We start from the raw sequence: 15,881 nt of genomic DNA, 5'->3' as shown, positions 1-15,881 counted from the left end.
CACCAAGTTGTCGATTATCAATCGAGCCCTGTGTCGGCGCGTAGATACTGGACAAAAGCAAGTGCACCAAGGGGTTGACGATGGGGCGGTTCCGGGTGGGCGTCATGGACCCACTTATTGCGGGTCGTCCCACGCCCGAGTGGTATGTCCGATCCGAGTATCTCGGTGCGCTCGCCAACCGCATCGACTCGTTCTGGGTTCCCGACCATCTCAATCAGTTGTACCCGCGGTCGTTGACTACGCAGAAGTATTGCGGTGCAACGATGTTGACGCCAAAGATGGGCGCGGTGATGGAGCCGTGGACGATGCTCGGACACCTCGCCGCGCGCAACCGATTAGGACGCCTGCGCCTCGGCGTTGGTGTCACCGATGCCGGTCGACGAAACCCGGCAGTCACCGCGCAGGCCGCCGCCACACTGCACCTGCTCACCCGCGGGCGCGCGATTCTAGGCATTGGTAGCGGCGAACGCGAAGGCAATGAGCCCTACGGGGTCGACTGGTCCAAGCCGGTCGCGCGGTTCGAGGAGGCCATGGTCACCATCCGCGCCCTGTGGGATTCCGGTGGTGAACTCGTCAACCGGGACTCGCCCTTCTTCCCATTGCGCGATGCGGTCTTCGACCTGCCGCCCTACCGAGGCAAATGGCCGGAGATTTGGATCGGCGCCCACGGGCCCCGCATGCTGCGCGCCGCAGGACGTTATGGCGACGCCTACTTTCCAGCGTTCCCACAACGCCCAGTGGACTACGAGCGGCGTCTCGACGCTGTTCGTACCGCAGCCTCCGATGCCGGGCGCGACCCCATGTCGATCACTCCGGCCGTCTGGCTGATGGTCGTCACCGGTCGCAGCAGAGACGACGTCGACGAGGCACTGAGCTCCGAAGCTATTAAGTCCATGGCGCTGATCGCGTCTGACGAGGTATTCGCACGCCACGGTGCGCAGCATCCACTCGGGGCCGGCTTCACAGGCGCTCAGGATATTCTGCCGCACACCATGGACGAGCAAACGGCCTTGGCGCATGTGGCGCAGGTCCCTGTGACACTGCTGCATGAAATCTTCCTCAACGGAACACCCGATGAGGTCGTCGAGCAAGCCGTGCAGTGGCGCGACTGCGGAGTCCGCTACATGGTGCTGTCCAACATAAGTCCGATGCAGCCCAGCCTGCGCAGAGGCGTGACCTCACTGCAGCATTTCAACAAGATCACGCGCAAACTCAACCGACTGTGAATGCCACTGGAGCCGGAGAGCGGCCGGGATATCGGGGTGGTCGACGAACTGGCCGAGGCCAGCACTCCGACGGTCGCATCGACCCAACGACGCGCACGTCGGCGCACCTCTCCGGAACATGCGCCGAGGTGGTGCGGCGTCGCAGGCGCAAACTGAGCCGCTCCGGAGGGCCCAGCAACCGTCGAGCCGCGGCCACCTACCCGGTGGATGCCCTCGGCCCCAACGGATTCGGTCGTTTCACGTGGCCGGCAACGTCTGGGAGTGGTACGCGGGTCGGTGGGGCGTCAAGCACTCCGCGGATTGCTGCGTAAATCCCACTGGGCCCCTCACAGAGTCCGGCGCGGGTGATCCGCGGCCGCTCCCACCTCTGCCACGATTCCTCCTGAAATCGGTATCGCGTTGCCGCGCGGACGGCCAACGCCCGGCAGTTCCACGGGCAACACCGGTTTCCGGTGCGCTGGCGACGCCGTCGGACCGTCGTTCGCCGATCAGACACCCGCAGGGCCGGGCGGTACGGTCGTACCACCCGGCCCTCCGGAGGGATTCAGCTCACTGGGTCGCGAGCTGGGCGCGCAGCCGGGCCTCGGCCGCGCCGGGCTCGTCGCCCTTGTCGGTGTCGGTCTCGAGCACCACGCGGTGGATGGTGCCGGCGAAACGACCGTCGGGGGTGCCGTAGCTGCGTGAGATCGGCGTGCCGTTGTCCGCACCCACGTCGAGTCCGTCGGTGGTGTGGTAGATGAACGGCACGGTGTGCGCGAGCACCGTCTCACCGACACACACGTCGTCGACGAAGAGCCTGCCCATGCCGCCCTTGCCGACGCCCCCACCGTCGTAGCTGAAGTCGTAGCCGACCGTGTGGCGACCCGGGGCCAGCCGGTCGGTCGCCACGATCTCGTAGTGCTCGACGTCGATCCAGCTGTAGTGGAACGCGGGGACACCGTCGCGCAGGTAGAGCGCCCAACCGCCGAACCGGCTCCCTTGCGTGACCAGGGCACCCGCATCGGCCGCACCCACCTCGACCTCGACACTCACCCGCCACGAGCAGTTCTTGGTGTCGGGAACGACGTTCTCGTTCATGTGCGACATCCCGGGGTACAGCGTCAGCGTGGTCCGCCCGTCCATCACCTGCGGGCGGCCCACCGAGGGGGCGTGCAGCCGGGCGACCTTGCGGTCATCGAGCGGGAACACGTTGTACTTGGCCCCTTCGATGAGGAAGAGATTCTTGAGCTGCTGAAGCCGCTCGGGTTCTGCCGCCGCCAGGTTGCGGGACTGGCTGTGGTCGCCGGGTGCGTAGAGCTCCCACTCGTCGTCGGCGAAGGCAATGGAGTCACCGTTGAGCTCCCACGGGACGTCGTGCATCGTGCACGCCGACCAGCCCTGGTGGTAGATGCCGCGGTTGCCGAACAGCTCGAAGTACTGGGTGGTGTGCCGCTCGGGTGCCTCGGCGTCGTCGAACGAATAGACCATGGACACACCTTCGAGCGGCTTCTGGGCCACCCCGTTGACCATCGTCGGCTCGGGCAGACCGGCCACCTCGAGGATTGTGGCCGCCACATCGTTGACGTGGGAGAACTGGTGCCGGTTCTCCCCGGAACTCTCGATGCCCGCGGGCCAGTGCACGATCATGCCGTTGCGGGTGCCGCCCCAGTGCGAGGCGATCTGCTTGGTCCACTGGTACGGCGTGTTCATCGCGTGCGCCCATCCCACCGGGTAGTGGTTGAACAAGCTCGGACCACCGATCTCGTCGATGTGCTCGAGCATCTCCTCCACCGAGGCCGGCTCGAGGTTGTAGGTGGCGAACTCGTTGAGGCAGCCGTGCGGTCCGCCCTCACCGCTCGCGCCGTTGTCGCCGAGGATGTAGAGGATGACGGTGTTGTCGAGCTGACCGATCTCGTCGAGCGCGTCGACGACCTTGCCGACCTGCTCGTCGGTGTGGGTCGCCATCGCGGCGTAGGCCTCCATCATGCGGGCGTAGAGCCGCTGTGCGTTCTCGGGCTGCTCGTCCCACGCTCCGATCTCGTCCGGGCGCGCGCTCAGGTCGGCATCGTCGGGCAGGATACCGAGTTCCTTCTGCTTCGCCAGGGTCTGCTCACGCTGGGCGTCCCACCCATGGTCGAAGTCGCCGCGGTACGCGTCGACGTAGGAGGCCGGCGCATGGTGAGGGGCGTGCACGGCGCCGAAGGACAGATAGGTGAAGAACGGCTTGTCCGGCGACAGGGTCTGCTGCTGACGAATGTCGGCGATCGCGCGCTCGGCGATGTCCTCGCTGAGGTGGTAGCCGTCGCGCCTCGGCGTGTCGACGGGCGTGGTCCCCTCGAACAGGGTCGGCGAGTACTGGTCGGTCTCACCACCCATGAAGCCGTAGAACTTCTCGAAACCCTCACCGGTCGGCCACCGGTCGAACGGGCCCGACCGGCTCATCTCCCAGGTCGGCGTCTGGTGGTACTTGCCGAAACAGCCGGTGCTGTAGCCGTTGAGCCGCAGCATCTCCGGCAGGGTGGCACACGAATCCGGCCGCGACGAGGTGTACCCGGGGAACGCCGAGGCCAGCTCGGTGAGCACACCCATGCCGGCGCTGTGGTGGTTACGCCCGGTCAACAACGACGCCCGGGTCGGCGAGCACAACGCGGTGGTGTGAAAGCGCGTGTAGCGCAGCCCATCCGCGGCAAGTCGCTCGGCAACCGGCATCCGGCACGGACCACCGAAGGCCGACGACGCGCCGAAGCCCATGTCGTCGAGCAGGATCATCACCACGTTCGGGGCACCGGCCGGCGGACGGAGCGGCTGGATCGGGGCAGGGGTCTCGGCATGGCGCACGTCCATCACCGTCGCCTGAGGGGGTCGTGGCGGCGTGATCGGAAGAGTACTGCGGTAATTGGAGTCGACCATCGGGGCCGTCCTTTCAGGGATGTCGCTCTGGAATGACATCGATCGTGCGCGACAATGCCGGTGGCAAACTCGACTTCAGATGACAGGTACTTGACCTGACACGACAGCCTTCGCAGGATGGTTATATGTCGGTCATCCGCGGCTCGGTGCTCACCGGATATCGGGAGCAGGTCGCCGAACTCGGCGCAGACCCCGACGTGTTGCTCCGCGCCGCGGGCCTGCGTCCCGAGGACGCGGGCAACCACGACGTGTTCATCCCCTACCTGAGCCACATCAAGGCGGTCGAGAGCGCGGCGGAAGCGACCGGGGCGATCGATTTCGGCCGACAACTGGCCGCACGCCGACAGGGCGTCGAGATCCTCGGACCACTGGGGGTGGCCCTGCGGACGGCTCCGAAAGTCAGCGACGCGTTCGACATCGCGGTGAAGTACGTCAGCGCGTACGGACCCGCGCTCGCGATCTCACTGCAACCGACGGGAAGCGGCGAGAGGGTGTTCTACGAGATCCGGCCCCTGCTCGACCGGCTCCCGCCGCACGCTCAGACACAAGAGCTCGCCCTGGGCATGTCGCTGAAGGTGTTCCGATTCCTCCTGGGGCCGGAATACTCGCCGTTGCAGGTGCACCACACCCATCGTGCGCTCGCGCCCCGCAAGGATTACCTCGCCTACTACGGGGGCGGTCCGCGGTTCGAACAACCACGTGCGGGGTTCACCTTGCGTGCCCGCGATCTCGAACGTCCGCTCAGCCGTGATCGCGCCGCCAATGAGGTGATTCGGCGTTACCTCGACACCGTCCTGCCCCCGAGCGAGACGGGCCTGACGTTTCGCGCGACCGAGCTCGTCAGCCGGCTGCTTCCGACCGGGGCCACCCTCGACATGGTCGCCAAGCAGTTCGCGATGCATCCGCGGACGTTCCAACGACGCCTGGAGGCACACGGCACGACCTTCGCCGACCTCGTCGACGACGTCCGACGTGATGTCGCCGAACGCTACCTCCGCGACACCGACCTGAGCTTCACCTACATCGCCCGCGAACTCGGGTACTCCGAACAGAGCACACTCACCCGCGCATGTCAGCGCTGGTTCGGCACCAGTCCCCGCAACTACCGCAAGCGGGTCACCACCGAGACGCCCAGCAGAGTGACTTCTGATGTCAAGAACCAGTCATCTCGAGTCAAGTTTTGACTGTGACCCAGCTCGCACACTGAGATCCGTTCTCCCCTCCTCACAGCCCGGCCACCGCATTCGCGGAGACCGCGGCAGTCCCCTCGGAAGGATCTCCCCCAATGTCCCTGACCGAAGCCCACACCACATCACCCCCGAGAACAGAGACATCCATGCTGTCGCGACCCCGATTGCTCGGCTGGTCCACCGGCTTCCTGGCCTCGAACACATTCCTGACCGCACCCGGCCTGCTGTTGATCATCTACCTGACCAACACCCTCGGCGTGGCCGCCGGCCTGGCCGGTCTCATCGTCGCGCTGCCGAAACTGTGGGACACCCTGCTCAGCCCCTGGGCCGGAGCACTCAGCGACCGCGAGGCCGCCCGCACCGGTGGACGCCAGCGCCTGATGCGGATCGGCGCCCTGGCCCTGCCCCTGTTCTTCGTACTGACCTTCGCCTCGCCGGTCACCGGCAACGCCGGAGCGCTGTGGGTCCTGGTGGCCTTCCTGCTCGCGTCCACCGGCTATCTGCTGTTCCAGGTCCCCCAGACCGCCCTCGCTGCCGAGATGACCGGTTCGCCCGTCGAGCGGACCCGGATCATGACCTGGCGGTCGATGTTCTTCACGCTCGGATTCCTGATCGGCGGCGTCATCGCACCCAAGCTCGTCGGCCACGGCACCATGGCCTCGTACCGAACCATGGCCATCGTCGTCGGCATCGGCCTCCTGTGTGCGATGCTCGTGCCCGTGCGCTCGACGCGGTGGGTCCGCTCCGGCTCGGGCTCCGGCGGCGAAGGCCTCAGCCTGCGTGAATCCTTCCGGACCGCACGTGGCAACAAGGCGTTCTTCATCCTCGTCACCACCTACATGCTGATGGTCATCTTCCAGACCATGGCGCTCACCGGCCTGCCCTACGTCGCCACCTACTACCTGGGTGGCCAGGCGAAAACCGCCATCGTGTTCCTGGTCATCACCATCGGAAGCGCGCTGTCGGCCCCGCTGATCGGCCGTTACACCCGCCGGATCGGCAAGCCACGCATGTTCACCCTGATGATCTGCGCATGGGCCATCGCGGGCGCCGCCTTCTACCCCGCCGTCAAGTCCGGCCTGCTCCCCACCATCATCGTCGCCGCCCTGATCGGCATCGCCACCATGGGCACCCAGGTCCCCCTGTTCGCCATGCTGCCCGACACCATCGCCGCCGACACGCAGCGCACCGGACGAGACCAGGCAGGCGCCTTCACCGGACTGTGGACTGCCGCCGACAACGGTTCCCACGCCCTCGGCCCCCTCTGCTACAGCCTCATCCTCGCCGCGACCGGCTTCGTGTCCTCCACCCACGCGGTCACCCAGTCCTCCACCGCACTGGAGGGTCTGCTGCTCGGATTCTCGCTCATCCCCGCCACCCTCCTGCTGTGCCTGCTGCCGCTGGTCCGCCGCTACCGCACCACCGACGCCGGCCGACTCGGCAACACGACCGCGGTCTGACCCACCGCCGTCCCCGACCCCAACGGCAGTACCCGGGTGGGTTCGTCTTCACCAAGAGCCGAACGCACCCGCGGGCACTGCTTCCGCTACGCCGCGACAACGTCTGCGCGACAACATCATTCGCCACAACATCAGCGCCACACCATCATTGAGGAAAACACCATGAGCCGCGAACACCTGCCGCTTCCGCCCGAACCGTTCTCCGGGCAGATCGGCGTGACCTACCAGGATTCCCAGGCGGGCGTGATGAGCCCACCGTCGGCGCCCGCGGGGGCTCCGAACGTCGTCGTCATCATGCTCGACGACGTGGGATTCGGTCAGCCCAGCCTGTGTGGCGGGCCCGCGAGGACTCCGCACCTCGAACAACTCGCGTCGGAGGGCGCCTTCTACAACCGATTCCACACCACCGCACTGTGCTCGCCCACCCGTGCAGCGCTCTTGTCGGGACGAAACCATCACTCGGTGGGTTCCGGCAACATCATGGAGCTGGCGACCGCATTTCCCGGCTACGACGGACAGTGGGGTCCGGAATCCGCATCCGTCGCCGAGGTCCTCAAGCTCAACGGCTACAGCACGGCCGCATTCGGCAAGTGGCACAACACCCCCGACCACGAGACCAGTGCCGCCGGCCCGTTCGACCGCTGGCCGACCGGCAAGGGCTTCGAGTACTACTGGGGGTTCCTGGGCGGTGAAGCCGACCAGTGGAACACCCCGTTGTGGGAAAACACCAGTCCGGTCGAGCGTCCCGCGGACGCCGACGAGAACTGGCATTTCACCGAGGCGATGGCGGACAAGGCCATCGAGTGGATGACGAATCAGAAGGCCTCGGCTCCCGACAAGCCCTTCTTCGTGTTCTGGACGCCGGGCGCCGCGCACGCGCCTCATCACGTCGACAAAGAGTGGTCGGATCGGTACCGCGGTGCGTTCGACCACGGCTGGGACCGCGAACGGCAGTTGACGTTCGAACGCCAGAAGGCCCTGGGCATCATCCCCGCGGACACGGAGCTGACCCCTCGCCCGGATGAGATCCCGGCCTGGGATGAGCAGTCCGACGACGCGAAGCGGCTGTACGCCCGGATGCAGGAAGTGTTCGCCGGGTTCCTCGAGCACACCGATGCCCAGGCGGGCCGCCTCATCGATGCGCTCGACACGCTCGGGGTCGCCGACAACACGCTCGTCATTTACATCATCGGCGACAACGGGCCCAGCGCCGAGGGAACACTCACCGGCACGCTGAACAACATGAAGACGCAGCACGGCTTCAACGACGACCTGGAGACGATGCTCGCACACATCGACGAGATCGGCGGTCCGAACCACGAGAACCACTATCCGGTGCCGTGGTGCTGGGCGGGCTCGTCCCCGTTCCAGTGGATGAAGCAGGTGGCCTCGCACTTCGGCGGCACCCGCAACGGACTCGTCATGCGCCATCCCGGGCACATCGACGACAACGACATCGTGCGCTCCCAGTTCCACCACGTGATCGACATCGCGCCCACCATCCTCGAGGCCGTCGGTATCCCCCACCCGACCCACGTGAACGGCGCGGCGCAGACACCGGTCGAGGGCACGTCGATGGCATACACCTGGACCGACGCCGTTGCCGACGACCGGCACCTCACCCAGTACTTCGAGATGTTCGGCAACCGCGCCATCTACCACGAGGGCTGGGTCGCGGGCTGCAAGCACAAGACCCCGTGGCAGATGCGCGGTTCGGCCGACTTCGCTGCGGACGCCTGGGAGTTGTACAACGTCGACGAGGACTTCTCACAGGCCCACGATCTTGCCGCAGAGCACCCCGGGAAGCTCCGTGAGCTGCAGGACCTGTTCATGGCCGAGGCCGCCAAGTACAACGTGCTGCCGCTCGACGATCGATTCTCGGAACGCGCGGACGTGAGCCTGCGCCCGAGCCATATCGCCGGCAAGAAGAACTTCACGTACTTCCCGGGAACGGTGCGCGTTCCGGAGACCTCGTCGCCGCCGATCAAGAACGTCGACCACGTTCTCTCCGCCGAGATCGAGATCCTCGACAGCGGCACGGAGGGTGTGCTGATCTCCTGCGGCGGGCGTACGGCCGGGTACACGTTCTTCGTGCAGGACGGCAGACTGCACTGGGAGCACAACTGGTTCGGGGAGCACCGCTACCGGGTGTCCTCGGACGCGCCGTTGCCGGTCGGCCGCTACGTCGTGTCGGCCCAGATCGAATGCGACGAGCCGGGCACGCTCGGCACCGGAGGCTGGGCCACCTTGCGCGCGGGCACCGACGTGATCGGTGCCGGCACCTTCGCGCAACAGGTGCCGATGCGGTACACGGTCCAGGAGTCCTTCGACATCGGCTGCGATCTGATCACGCCGGTCTCGCAGGCCTACGAGTCACCCTTCCGGTTCACCGGGAAGCTGCATCGGGCGATGGTCGACATCGATTCGGGCCAGTCCTTCGACGAGGTGGCCACCAACGAAGCGAAGCTTGCGGCCTCCGAGTTGTCCTCACGCATCTTCATGGCCACACAGTAGGCCTGAGGTGCAGTAGGGCCCGGAGTGCTGTGCGAGGTTCGAGGTTCCGGTCCGATCAGGCGATGCCGTATCCGCCCCCGCCGGGGGTTTCGATGACGAGTGTGTCGCCGGGCCGGACCTCGGTCGAGTCGCACCCGGCCAACTCGACGACGGTGCCGTCGGCGCGTTCGACACGGTTGTGTCCCAGCGCCCCCGGTGCACCGCCGGCCATCCCGTAGGGCGGCACGCGCCGGTGTCCGGACAGGGTACTCACCACCATCGGCTCGGTGAACTCGATCCGACGGACACCGCCGTCACCGCCGTGCCAACGTCCGGAGCCGCCGCTGCCGCGCCGGATGCCGAACTCCCGCAGCAACACCGGAAAACGCCATTCCAGAACCTCCGGATCGGTGAGCCGCGAGTTGGTCATGTGCGTCTGCACGACCGACGCGCCGTCGAACCCGTCGCCCGCGCCGGAACCGGACCCGAGGGTTTCGTAGTACTGGTGCCGCGCGTTGCCGAAGGTGACGTTGTTCATCGTCCCGGACCCTTCCGCCTGCACCCGCAGCGCGCCGAACAGCGCACCGGTGATGGCCTGCGAGGTCTCGACGTTGCCGGCGACCACCGCGGCCGGGTAGGCGGGTGCGAGCATCGTCGCGTCCGGGATGACGATGTGCAGCGGCCGCAAGCAGCCGTCGTTGAGCGGGATCTCGTCGGCGACCAGGGTCCGGAACACGTAGAGCACCGCGGCCGTGACCACCGACGACGGCGCGTTGAAGTTGGTATCCAACTGCGGCGATGTTCCGGTGAAGTCGATGGTCGCGCTGCGGGTTTCGCGGTCCACCGCGATGTGCACGGCGATCGTCGCACCCGAATCCGTGGTGTAGCGGTAGTCGCCGTCGTCGAGTCTGTCGATGACGCGACGGACCGCTTCCTCGGCGTTGTCCTGGACGTGACGCATGTAGGCCTGCACGACATCGAGGCCGAAGTGGTCGATCATCTTGCCGACCTCGTCGACGCCCTTCTGGTTGGCGGCGACCTGTGCGCGGAGGTCGGCGAGGTTGGTGTCGGGATTGCGGGAGCCGAACGGCCCTTCGGTGAGCAGGTCTCGGGTCGCCGACTCGCGGAACTGTCCGCCCTCGGCGAGTAGCCAGTTGTCGAACAGCACGCCCTCCTCGTGGATGTCGTGACTGTTCGCCGGCATCGATCCCGGGGTGATCCCGCCGATCTCGGCGTGATGGCCGCGGGAGGCGACGAAGAACAGGATGTGCTCGCCCGCGGTGTCGAAGACCGGGGTCACCACCGTGACGTCCGGCAGGTGGGTACCGCCGTGGTAGGGGTCGTTGACCGCGTACACGTCGCCGGGCCTCATGGCGCCGCGGCGGCGGACGACTTCTTTGACGGTCGCTCCCATCGACCCGAGATGGACCGGGATGTGCGGTGCATTGGCCACCAGGTCGCCGTCAGGATCGAACAGCGCGCACGAGAAATCCAGGCGTTCACGGATATTCACCGACTGGGCGGTCGACTCGAGCCGGAAGCCCATCTGCTCGGCGATCGACATGAAGAGGTTGTTGAAGATCTCCAGCAGCACCGGATCGGCCTCGGTGCCCGCATCCGGAGCCGCAGGGGCGACGATGCGCTCGACGAGCAGATGTCCCGACGGCGACATCGTCGCGCGCCAGCCGTCGTCGACGACGGTGGTGGCGTTGGCCTCGGCGATGATGGCCGGTCCCGTGATCGTGTCTCCCACCCGCATCCGCTCCCGGTGACTCAGCGGGGCGTCACGCCACGATCCGTCCGTGTAGACACCGACGGTGTCCGGTGCGCCGGCCGCGTCGGCGACCTGAAACGCCAAGTCGGACAGATCAGTTTGTTCGGTGAGCCCGGTCGTCTCCACCGAGATCGTCGCCGCGAACAACGGACGGTCCATGAGGAACGAGTACGTCTCCCGGTGGGCGGTTTCGAAGGCGGTCGTCATCTCGTCGAGCTCGGCCAGACGAACCGGGATCGCCGTGTCGGTGCCGTCGTAGCGCACGTGCACCCGGCGAACCACCCGGATCTGCTCGGGCCGGATGCCCTCGTCGAGCAGTTCGGCACGTGCGGCCTGCTCGAGGGAGTCCGCGACGGCGGCCAGCCGGTCGAGGGCGGCGGCGTCGAGTCCGATCTCCACCGACTGCTCGCGCATCGCGGTGGTGTCGGCCAGGCCGATCCCTAGCGCGGAGAGCACACCGGCCATCGGCGGGACGAGCACGGTACGAATACCGAGCGCATCGGCGACCGCGCACGCATGCTGCCCGCCGGCGCCGCCGAAGGTGGTCAGCACATAGCGGGTCACGTCGTGCCCCTTTTGGACGGAGATCTTCTTGACCGCATTGGCCATGTTGGTCACCGCGATCCTCAGGAAGCCCTCGGCGACCTGTTCGGGCGAGCGCCGGTCGCCGGTGGCCGCCCCGATGTCGGCGGCCAGTTCGGCGAAACGCCGCCGCACGATCTCGCCATCCAGCGGCTGCTTCCCGTCGGGTCCGAACACCGCCGGGAAATGCTCGGGCTGGATTCGGCCGAGCATCACGTTCGCGTCGGTGACGGTGAGTGGACCGCCGCCGCGGTAGCAGGCCGGGCCGGGGTCGGCGCCGGCCGAATCGGGGCCGACGCGATAGCGGGTGCCGTCGAAATGCAGGATCGACCCGCCGCCTGCCGCCACCGTGTGGATGTCGAGCATGGGGGCACGCAACCGGACCCCGGCAACCTGGGTGTCGAACACCCGCTCGTACTCACCGGCGAAGTGCGACACGTCGGTGGAGGTGCCTCCCATGTCGAAGCCGATGACGTGGTCGAATCCGGCCAACGCGGACATGCGGACCATGCCCACGATGCCGCCCGCCGGACCGGACAGGATCGCGTCCTTGCCGCGGAAGTGCCCCGCTTCGGCGAGCCCGCCGTTGGACTGCATGAACATCAGTCGCACACCGCGCATCTGGTCTGCCACCTGGTCGACATAACGACGCAGCACCGGGGACAGGTAGGCGTCGACCACCGTGGTGTCTCCGCGCGGAACCAGTTTCATCAGTGGGCTCGCTTCCGACGACAGCGAGATCTGGTCGAAACCGATCTGCTCGACGAGTTTGCCGATCTCCACCTCGTGGGCCGGGTGCAGGTAACTGTGCAGGCACACCACCGCGACTGCGCGGATGCCATCGGCGTGCGCCTCCCGCAGCCGTTCGCCCAGCTGCCCGAGATCCGGCGCCTGCAGCACCGTGCCGTCGGCCCTGATCCGCTCATCGACCTCGACGACCCGCTCGTACAGCATCTCCGGCAGCACGATGTGCCGGTCGAAGATGCGGGGACGATTCTGGTAGCCGATGCGCAGTGCGTCGCCGAAACCGCGCGTGATCACCAAGAGCGTGCGCTCCCCTGTGCGTTCCAGCAATGCATTGGTCGCGACGGTGGTGCCCATCCGCACCGCTTCCACGTCCGCGACCGGGATGGGCTCGCTGTCGGGGGTCGTCGTGAGCAGGGCCCGGATCCCGGCCACCGCCGCGTCGCGGTAGCGTGCGGGGTCCTCCGAGAGCAACTTGTGTGTCAGTAGGCGTCCGTCGGGCCGACGCGCCACGATGTCGGTGAACGTGCCGCCCCGGTCAACCCAGAACTGCCATCCCGCATCTGCCATCGCGATCCCTTTCGTCGCCGATGCGCCGGCCGTGGTATCTCGTTTCCGGGTCTACCTCTTTTGCGGGTCGACCGCCAGTGCAGGCGCGCCGAGACCACACTTGGGTGACTTTTGGCACTGGCCCACACACCGCCGCGCCGGGTAGCAATGGGGGCATGTGGGAACGATCCGCGACACCGTCGGCGGTCGGTCTGCCACGGAGAACACGGGCCACGCTCGCGGGAGTGTTCATCCTCACCGCGTATCTGATGCTCTTCGCCGAGGCGACCGACTCCGGGGCGATCACCTTCATCGTCGACGTCCTCAGCGGTCTGTCGGTCATCGGGATAGCGATCCTGCTCTATCCGTTGTTCCGGCCGTCGTCCCGCATCGCATCGGCCGTCTACTTCTGGGCGAGAATGGCCGAGGGCGTGATCATGATCGCGGCCGGGACGCTGTTCCTGGCCGGCAAGACCGGGGTTCGAGACGATCTGTACGAATACGTCCAGATATATTTCTTCATCATCGGCGCGGCCGTCATGTATTACCTGCTCTACCAGACGAGGCTCGTCCCACGGTTCATCGCCATCTGGGGTTTCGTCGCGGTCGCCGTCCTGGTGCTGACGACGGTGCTGTCGTGGTTCGACTTCAGCAACCCGGCGTTGGACGCGACGTTGGTGCTGATGATCACGAACGAGATCTTCCTGGCGATCTGGTTGATGGCCAGAGGATTCAACGAGACCGCCGTCGCGGCGCGCTGATCCCCCACGCGCAGCCACGCGTGCGTGCCCCGTCGTGTCGGCGCGTTGCCCGATGGTGCAGACGTGCTTCCGGGCACGGTGAAGCTGCTGCACACTTGGTCCATGCCCGGCTGGCGTGCGCGAGAGACCGACCTCGGATGGCCCCGACGGTCCGCCCCTGCCGACCGCACATCCGCCGCTCATTCCCCGACGGCCACCGATACCCGCCCGCTGTCGCTCGCCCGGGTGACCGAGCTGCAGCAGACCGCGGGCAACCACGCGGTGTCCGACCTCGTCGAGCGGCGGGATACCGACGGCTGGCGCCCGGGCGACATCCACATTCAGCGGGCGCCGCTGACCCCGGCCGAGAAGACGCGCAACCTCACCTCGCCGCGATACGCCGGGGATCCGGTGCTGGAGGCGGCCTACGACAACTCCCCGCTCCTCCGGAAGGGACGCACCGACCCCGCAGTCGCCAAGGTGCAGCGGGGCTTTGTCGCCGACGGTTTCGCGATGCCGAAGTCGACGAAGTCCGATGGTTCCATGGACGGGGTCTTCGGTGCCGAGACCCGGGCGACAGCGGTCGCCTTCCAGTCCAAACACGGACTGGAATCGAAGGACGGTACCGTCGGTCGCCAAACGATGGGCAAGCTCGATGAACTGGCCGGCGGTGGCGGCAAGACCGGGCAGCCCGAGATCGCGGCCACCACCGAGGAGATGGGTAAGCACGTCATCGCCGGGATGACGAAGGCGAACACGCAATTCGGGCCCGACAAGGGGGTCTGGTACGACTACAACTACCACGCCGAGCACATGAAAGACCCCGCCAACTACCGGTGGGACGACGACTGGCGCAGCGGGCTCGCCGACCCGTCCCTCTTCGATCGCACCGCCTGGATGGACTGGAAGCTCAAGCCGGGCAAGAGCGCGTCGGAAGGTATCCGGTCGTGGCTGAAGGGACTCACCATCGCCGAGTGTCTGAGCTGCATCGTGGCGATCGAGATCGACACGCTGCGCGCCGCGATCGGCGACGACAGGTTCGACACGCTGTTCGGGTCGACATCGACTCCGGTGCCCGAGGCCCGGCGACTGCGGATTCACACGGGCACCGAAGGCACTCCCGTCGACGGGATGTTCACCTCCGCGCACGGCGCGGGCGCCGGCGAGTTCGGCACGATCGGGAATCGCCCGGTGAAGGACGGGGACTGGGTGTACTTCTACAACCACCCCAAGTATCTGCTGAAACATCCGGGCGGTGCCTGGCAAGGCGAGAACGCCGTGTTCATGGGCACTTCCGGCGGGCAACAGATCTGGGCCGGCCTCGGGGCCGGCCCGATGACCGAGCGGGACATGCTCCAGGAGATGGCCGACGCGTACAACGGGTCACGCGACGGCGGCGACTACGCCAGGCTGCTCGACACCTACGCGTCGGACGCACCCGAGGTGTCCTCGCCGAATCAGCAATACCGCGATCGCGACACGGCCTATCTCGAGGGCCTCTACCTCAAGTACAAGAGCCGGATCCCATCGCAATACCGCGAGGACGGCGGCGAATTCGCCGACACCGTGACGGTCGCGAACATCCTCAACGATCCCGCGTACACGATCAACGGAACCGAGCGCAAGGGCGGCTACTTCGCCGGTGCGGCCTCGCGTCTCGACCCGACCAAGGTTGAGGGCCTCCGCACGCCATGACCGATTTCACCGCCTCCGCAACGCTCGTCTCGACCGAGCCCAAGCGCCCGCCCAAGCAGGTGCTCCGGCTCGACGTCACGATCGACGCCACACCGCGCGGGCGCTGGATCCTGGTCGCCGACAGCGCCCGCACCGGCCTCGACGTGTCCCCACGCGGTATCCACACCATCGACCGCTACCAGGTCGCACCCGGGTGCGACGTGGTGTGGCTGAAGGGCGAGCGCGGTGTCCTGGCGCTGCGGGCCGGGGCCGACCGGCTGGTCATCCGCGGACTTCCGGTCACCCGCTGGGGCGACGCCGACGTCGTGGGCATCGCCGAGACCGGCCCGATCACCGTCGACGGCCGACGCCTCGAGGACCTGTTCGACACTCCCGTGCTCCCCTGGCCGCGCGGTGAGGTCGACGCGGCGTCGCTGTCGACGGGGACCGAGATCGTCCAGCGACTGGCGGGCGACTTCGAGAACCCCTATGACGTCGCCGTTGCAGACCTGAACGCGCGCGCCGTCGAACTCTGACACCACCAGGACGTCCCAACGGCG

9 protein-coding genes are annotated in these 15,881 nt (G+C 67.1%); 7 read left to right on the top strand and 2 right to left on the bottom strand.

Going from position 1 to position 15,881, the window contains the following annotated elements; all coding sequences use genetic code 11:
• Positions 1 to 80: 80 nt before the first annotated feature.
• On the top strand, positions 81 to 1,226 hold the full coding sequence (locus GORHZ_RS05560) for an LLM class flavin-dependent oxidoreductase (RefSeq protein ID WP_006331135.1): 1,146 nt from the start codon (positions 81 to 83) through the stop codon (positions 1,224 to 1,226).
• Between the two features lie 549 nt (positions 1,227 to 1,775).
• On the opposite strand, the gene GORHZ_RS05555 is transcribed toward GORHZ_RS05560, so the two are convergent.
• Positions 1,776 to 4,115, bottom strand: coding sequence for an arylsulfatase (locus tag GORHZ_RS05555; protein ID WP_006331133.1), 2,340 nt, complete (start codon positions 4,113 to 4,115; stop codon positions 1,776 to 1,778).
• A 125-nt stretch (positions 4,116 to 4,240) separates the two neighbouring features.
• Here GORHZ_RS05555 and GORHZ_RS05550 point away from each other — a divergent pair, with 125 nt between their 5' ends.
• From GORHZ_RS05550 to GORHZ_RS05540, 3 genes are all read left to right on the top strand, one after another.
• Entirely contained in the window at positions 4,241 to 5,299 is a 1,059-nt protein-coding gene (locus GORHZ_RS05550) for an AraC family transcriptional regulator (RefSeq protein ID WP_006331131.1), read from the top strand.
• Positions 5,300 to 5,451: 152 nt separating this feature from the next.
• Complete coding sequence (locus tag GORHZ_RS05545) at positions 5,452 to 6,765, top strand: MFS transporter (protein WP_006331129.1); 1,314 nt, start codon at positions 5,452 to 5,454, stop codon at positions 6,763 to 6,765.
• 162 nt (positions 6,766 to 6,927) lie between these two features.
• Positions 6,928 to 9,279 (top strand): arylsulfatase, encoded by a 2,352-nt coding sequence (locus GORHZ_RS05540; protein WP_006331128.1) that lies wholly within the window; start codon positions 6,928 to 6,930, stop codon positions 9,277 to 9,279.
• 55 nt (positions 9,280 to 9,334) lie between these two features.
• Here the strand turns inward: GORHZ_RS05540 and GORHZ_RS05535 are convergent, their stop codons facing one another.
• Complete coding sequence (locus GORHZ_RS05535; RefSeq protein WP_006331127.1) at positions 9,335 to 12,928, bottom strand: hydantoinase B/oxoprolinase family protein; 3,594 nt, start codon at positions 12,926 to 12,928, stop codon at positions 9,335 to 9,337.
• Positions 12,929 to 13,083: 155 nt separating this feature from the next.
• Here GORHZ_RS05535 and GORHZ_RS05530 point away from each other — a divergent pair, with 155 nt between their 5' ends.
• The 3 genes from GORHZ_RS05530 to GORHZ_RS05520 all read left to right on the top strand — a co-directional run bounded on the left by GORHZ_RS05530 (position 13,084) and on the right by GORHZ_RS05520 (position 15,857).
• Positions 13,084 to 13,668, top strand: a complete 585-nt coding sequence (locus GORHZ_RS05530) for a DUF4386 domain-containing protein (RefSeq protein ID WP_006331126.1) — start codon at positions 13,084 to 13,086, stop codon at positions 13,666 to 13,668.
• Between the two features lie 102 nt (positions 13,669 to 13,770).
• Positions 13,771 to 15,342, top strand: a complete 1,572-nt coding sequence (locus tag GORHZ_RS05525) for a TGL-type protein-glutamine gamma-glutamyltransferase (RefSeq protein WP_157205081.1) — start codon at positions 13,771 to 13,773, stop codon at positions 15,340 to 15,342.
• The gene (locus GORHZ_RS05520) at positions 15,339 to 15,857 is read left to right on the top strand and encodes a hypothetical protein (protein WP_006331124.1); all 519 of its coding nucleotides are present in this window, start codon (positions 15,339 to 15,341) and stop codon (positions 15,855 to 15,857) included. The genes GORHZ_RS05525 and GORHZ_RS05520 overlap by 4 nt, the downstream gene beginning before the upstream one ends.
• Positions 15,858 to 15,881: the final 24 nt, after the last annotated feature.

Source organism: Gordonia rhizosphera NBRC 16068 (assembly GCF_000298195.1).
Taxonomy (GTDB): domain Bacteria; phylum Actinomycetota; class Actinomycetes; order Mycobacteriales; family Mycobacteriaceae; genus Gordonia; species Gordonia rhizosphera.
Note: the sequence above shows the minus strand (reverse complement) of the source record. Positions and strands in the feature narration are given on the sequence as shown.

Bases quoted from the DNA above. Each gene is read 5' to 3' on its own strand.
- GORHZ_RS05560 (WP_006331135.1), top strand. From the start codon at position 81: ATGGGGCGGTTCCGGGTGGGCGTCATGGACCCACTTATTGCGGGTCGT.
- GORHZ_RS05555 (WP_006331133.1), bottom strand. From the start codon at position 4,115: ATGGTCGACTCCAATTACCGCAGTACTCTTCCGATCACGCCGCCACGA.
- GORHZ_RS05550 (WP_006331131.1), top strand. From the start codon at position 4,241: ATGTCGGTCATCCGCGGCTCGGTGCTCACCGGATATCGGGAGCAGGTC.
- GORHZ_RS05545 (WP_006331129.1), top strand. From the start codon at position 5,452: ATGCTGTCGCGACCCCGATTGCTCGGCTGGTCCACCGGCTTCCTGGCC.
- GORHZ_RS05540 (WP_006331128.1), top strand. From the start codon at position 6,928: ATGAGCCGCGAACACCTGCCGCTTCCGCCCGAACCGTTCTCCGGGCAG.
- GORHZ_RS05535 (WP_006331127.1), bottom strand. From the start codon at position 12,928: ATGGCAGATGCGGGATGGCAGTTCTGGGTTGACCGGGGCGGCACGTTC.
- GORHZ_RS05530 (WP_006331126.1), top strand. From the start codon at position 13,084: ATGTGGGAACGATCCGCGACACCGTCGGCGGTCGGTCTGCCACGGAGA.
- GORHZ_RS05525 (WP_157205081.1), top strand. From the start codon at position 13,771: ATGCCCGGCTGGCGTGCGCGAGAGACCGACCTCGGATGGCCCCGACGG.
- GORHZ_RS05520 (WP_006331124.1), top strand. From the start codon at position 15,339: ATGACCGATTTCACCGCCTCCGCAACGCTCGTCTCGACCGAGCCCAAG.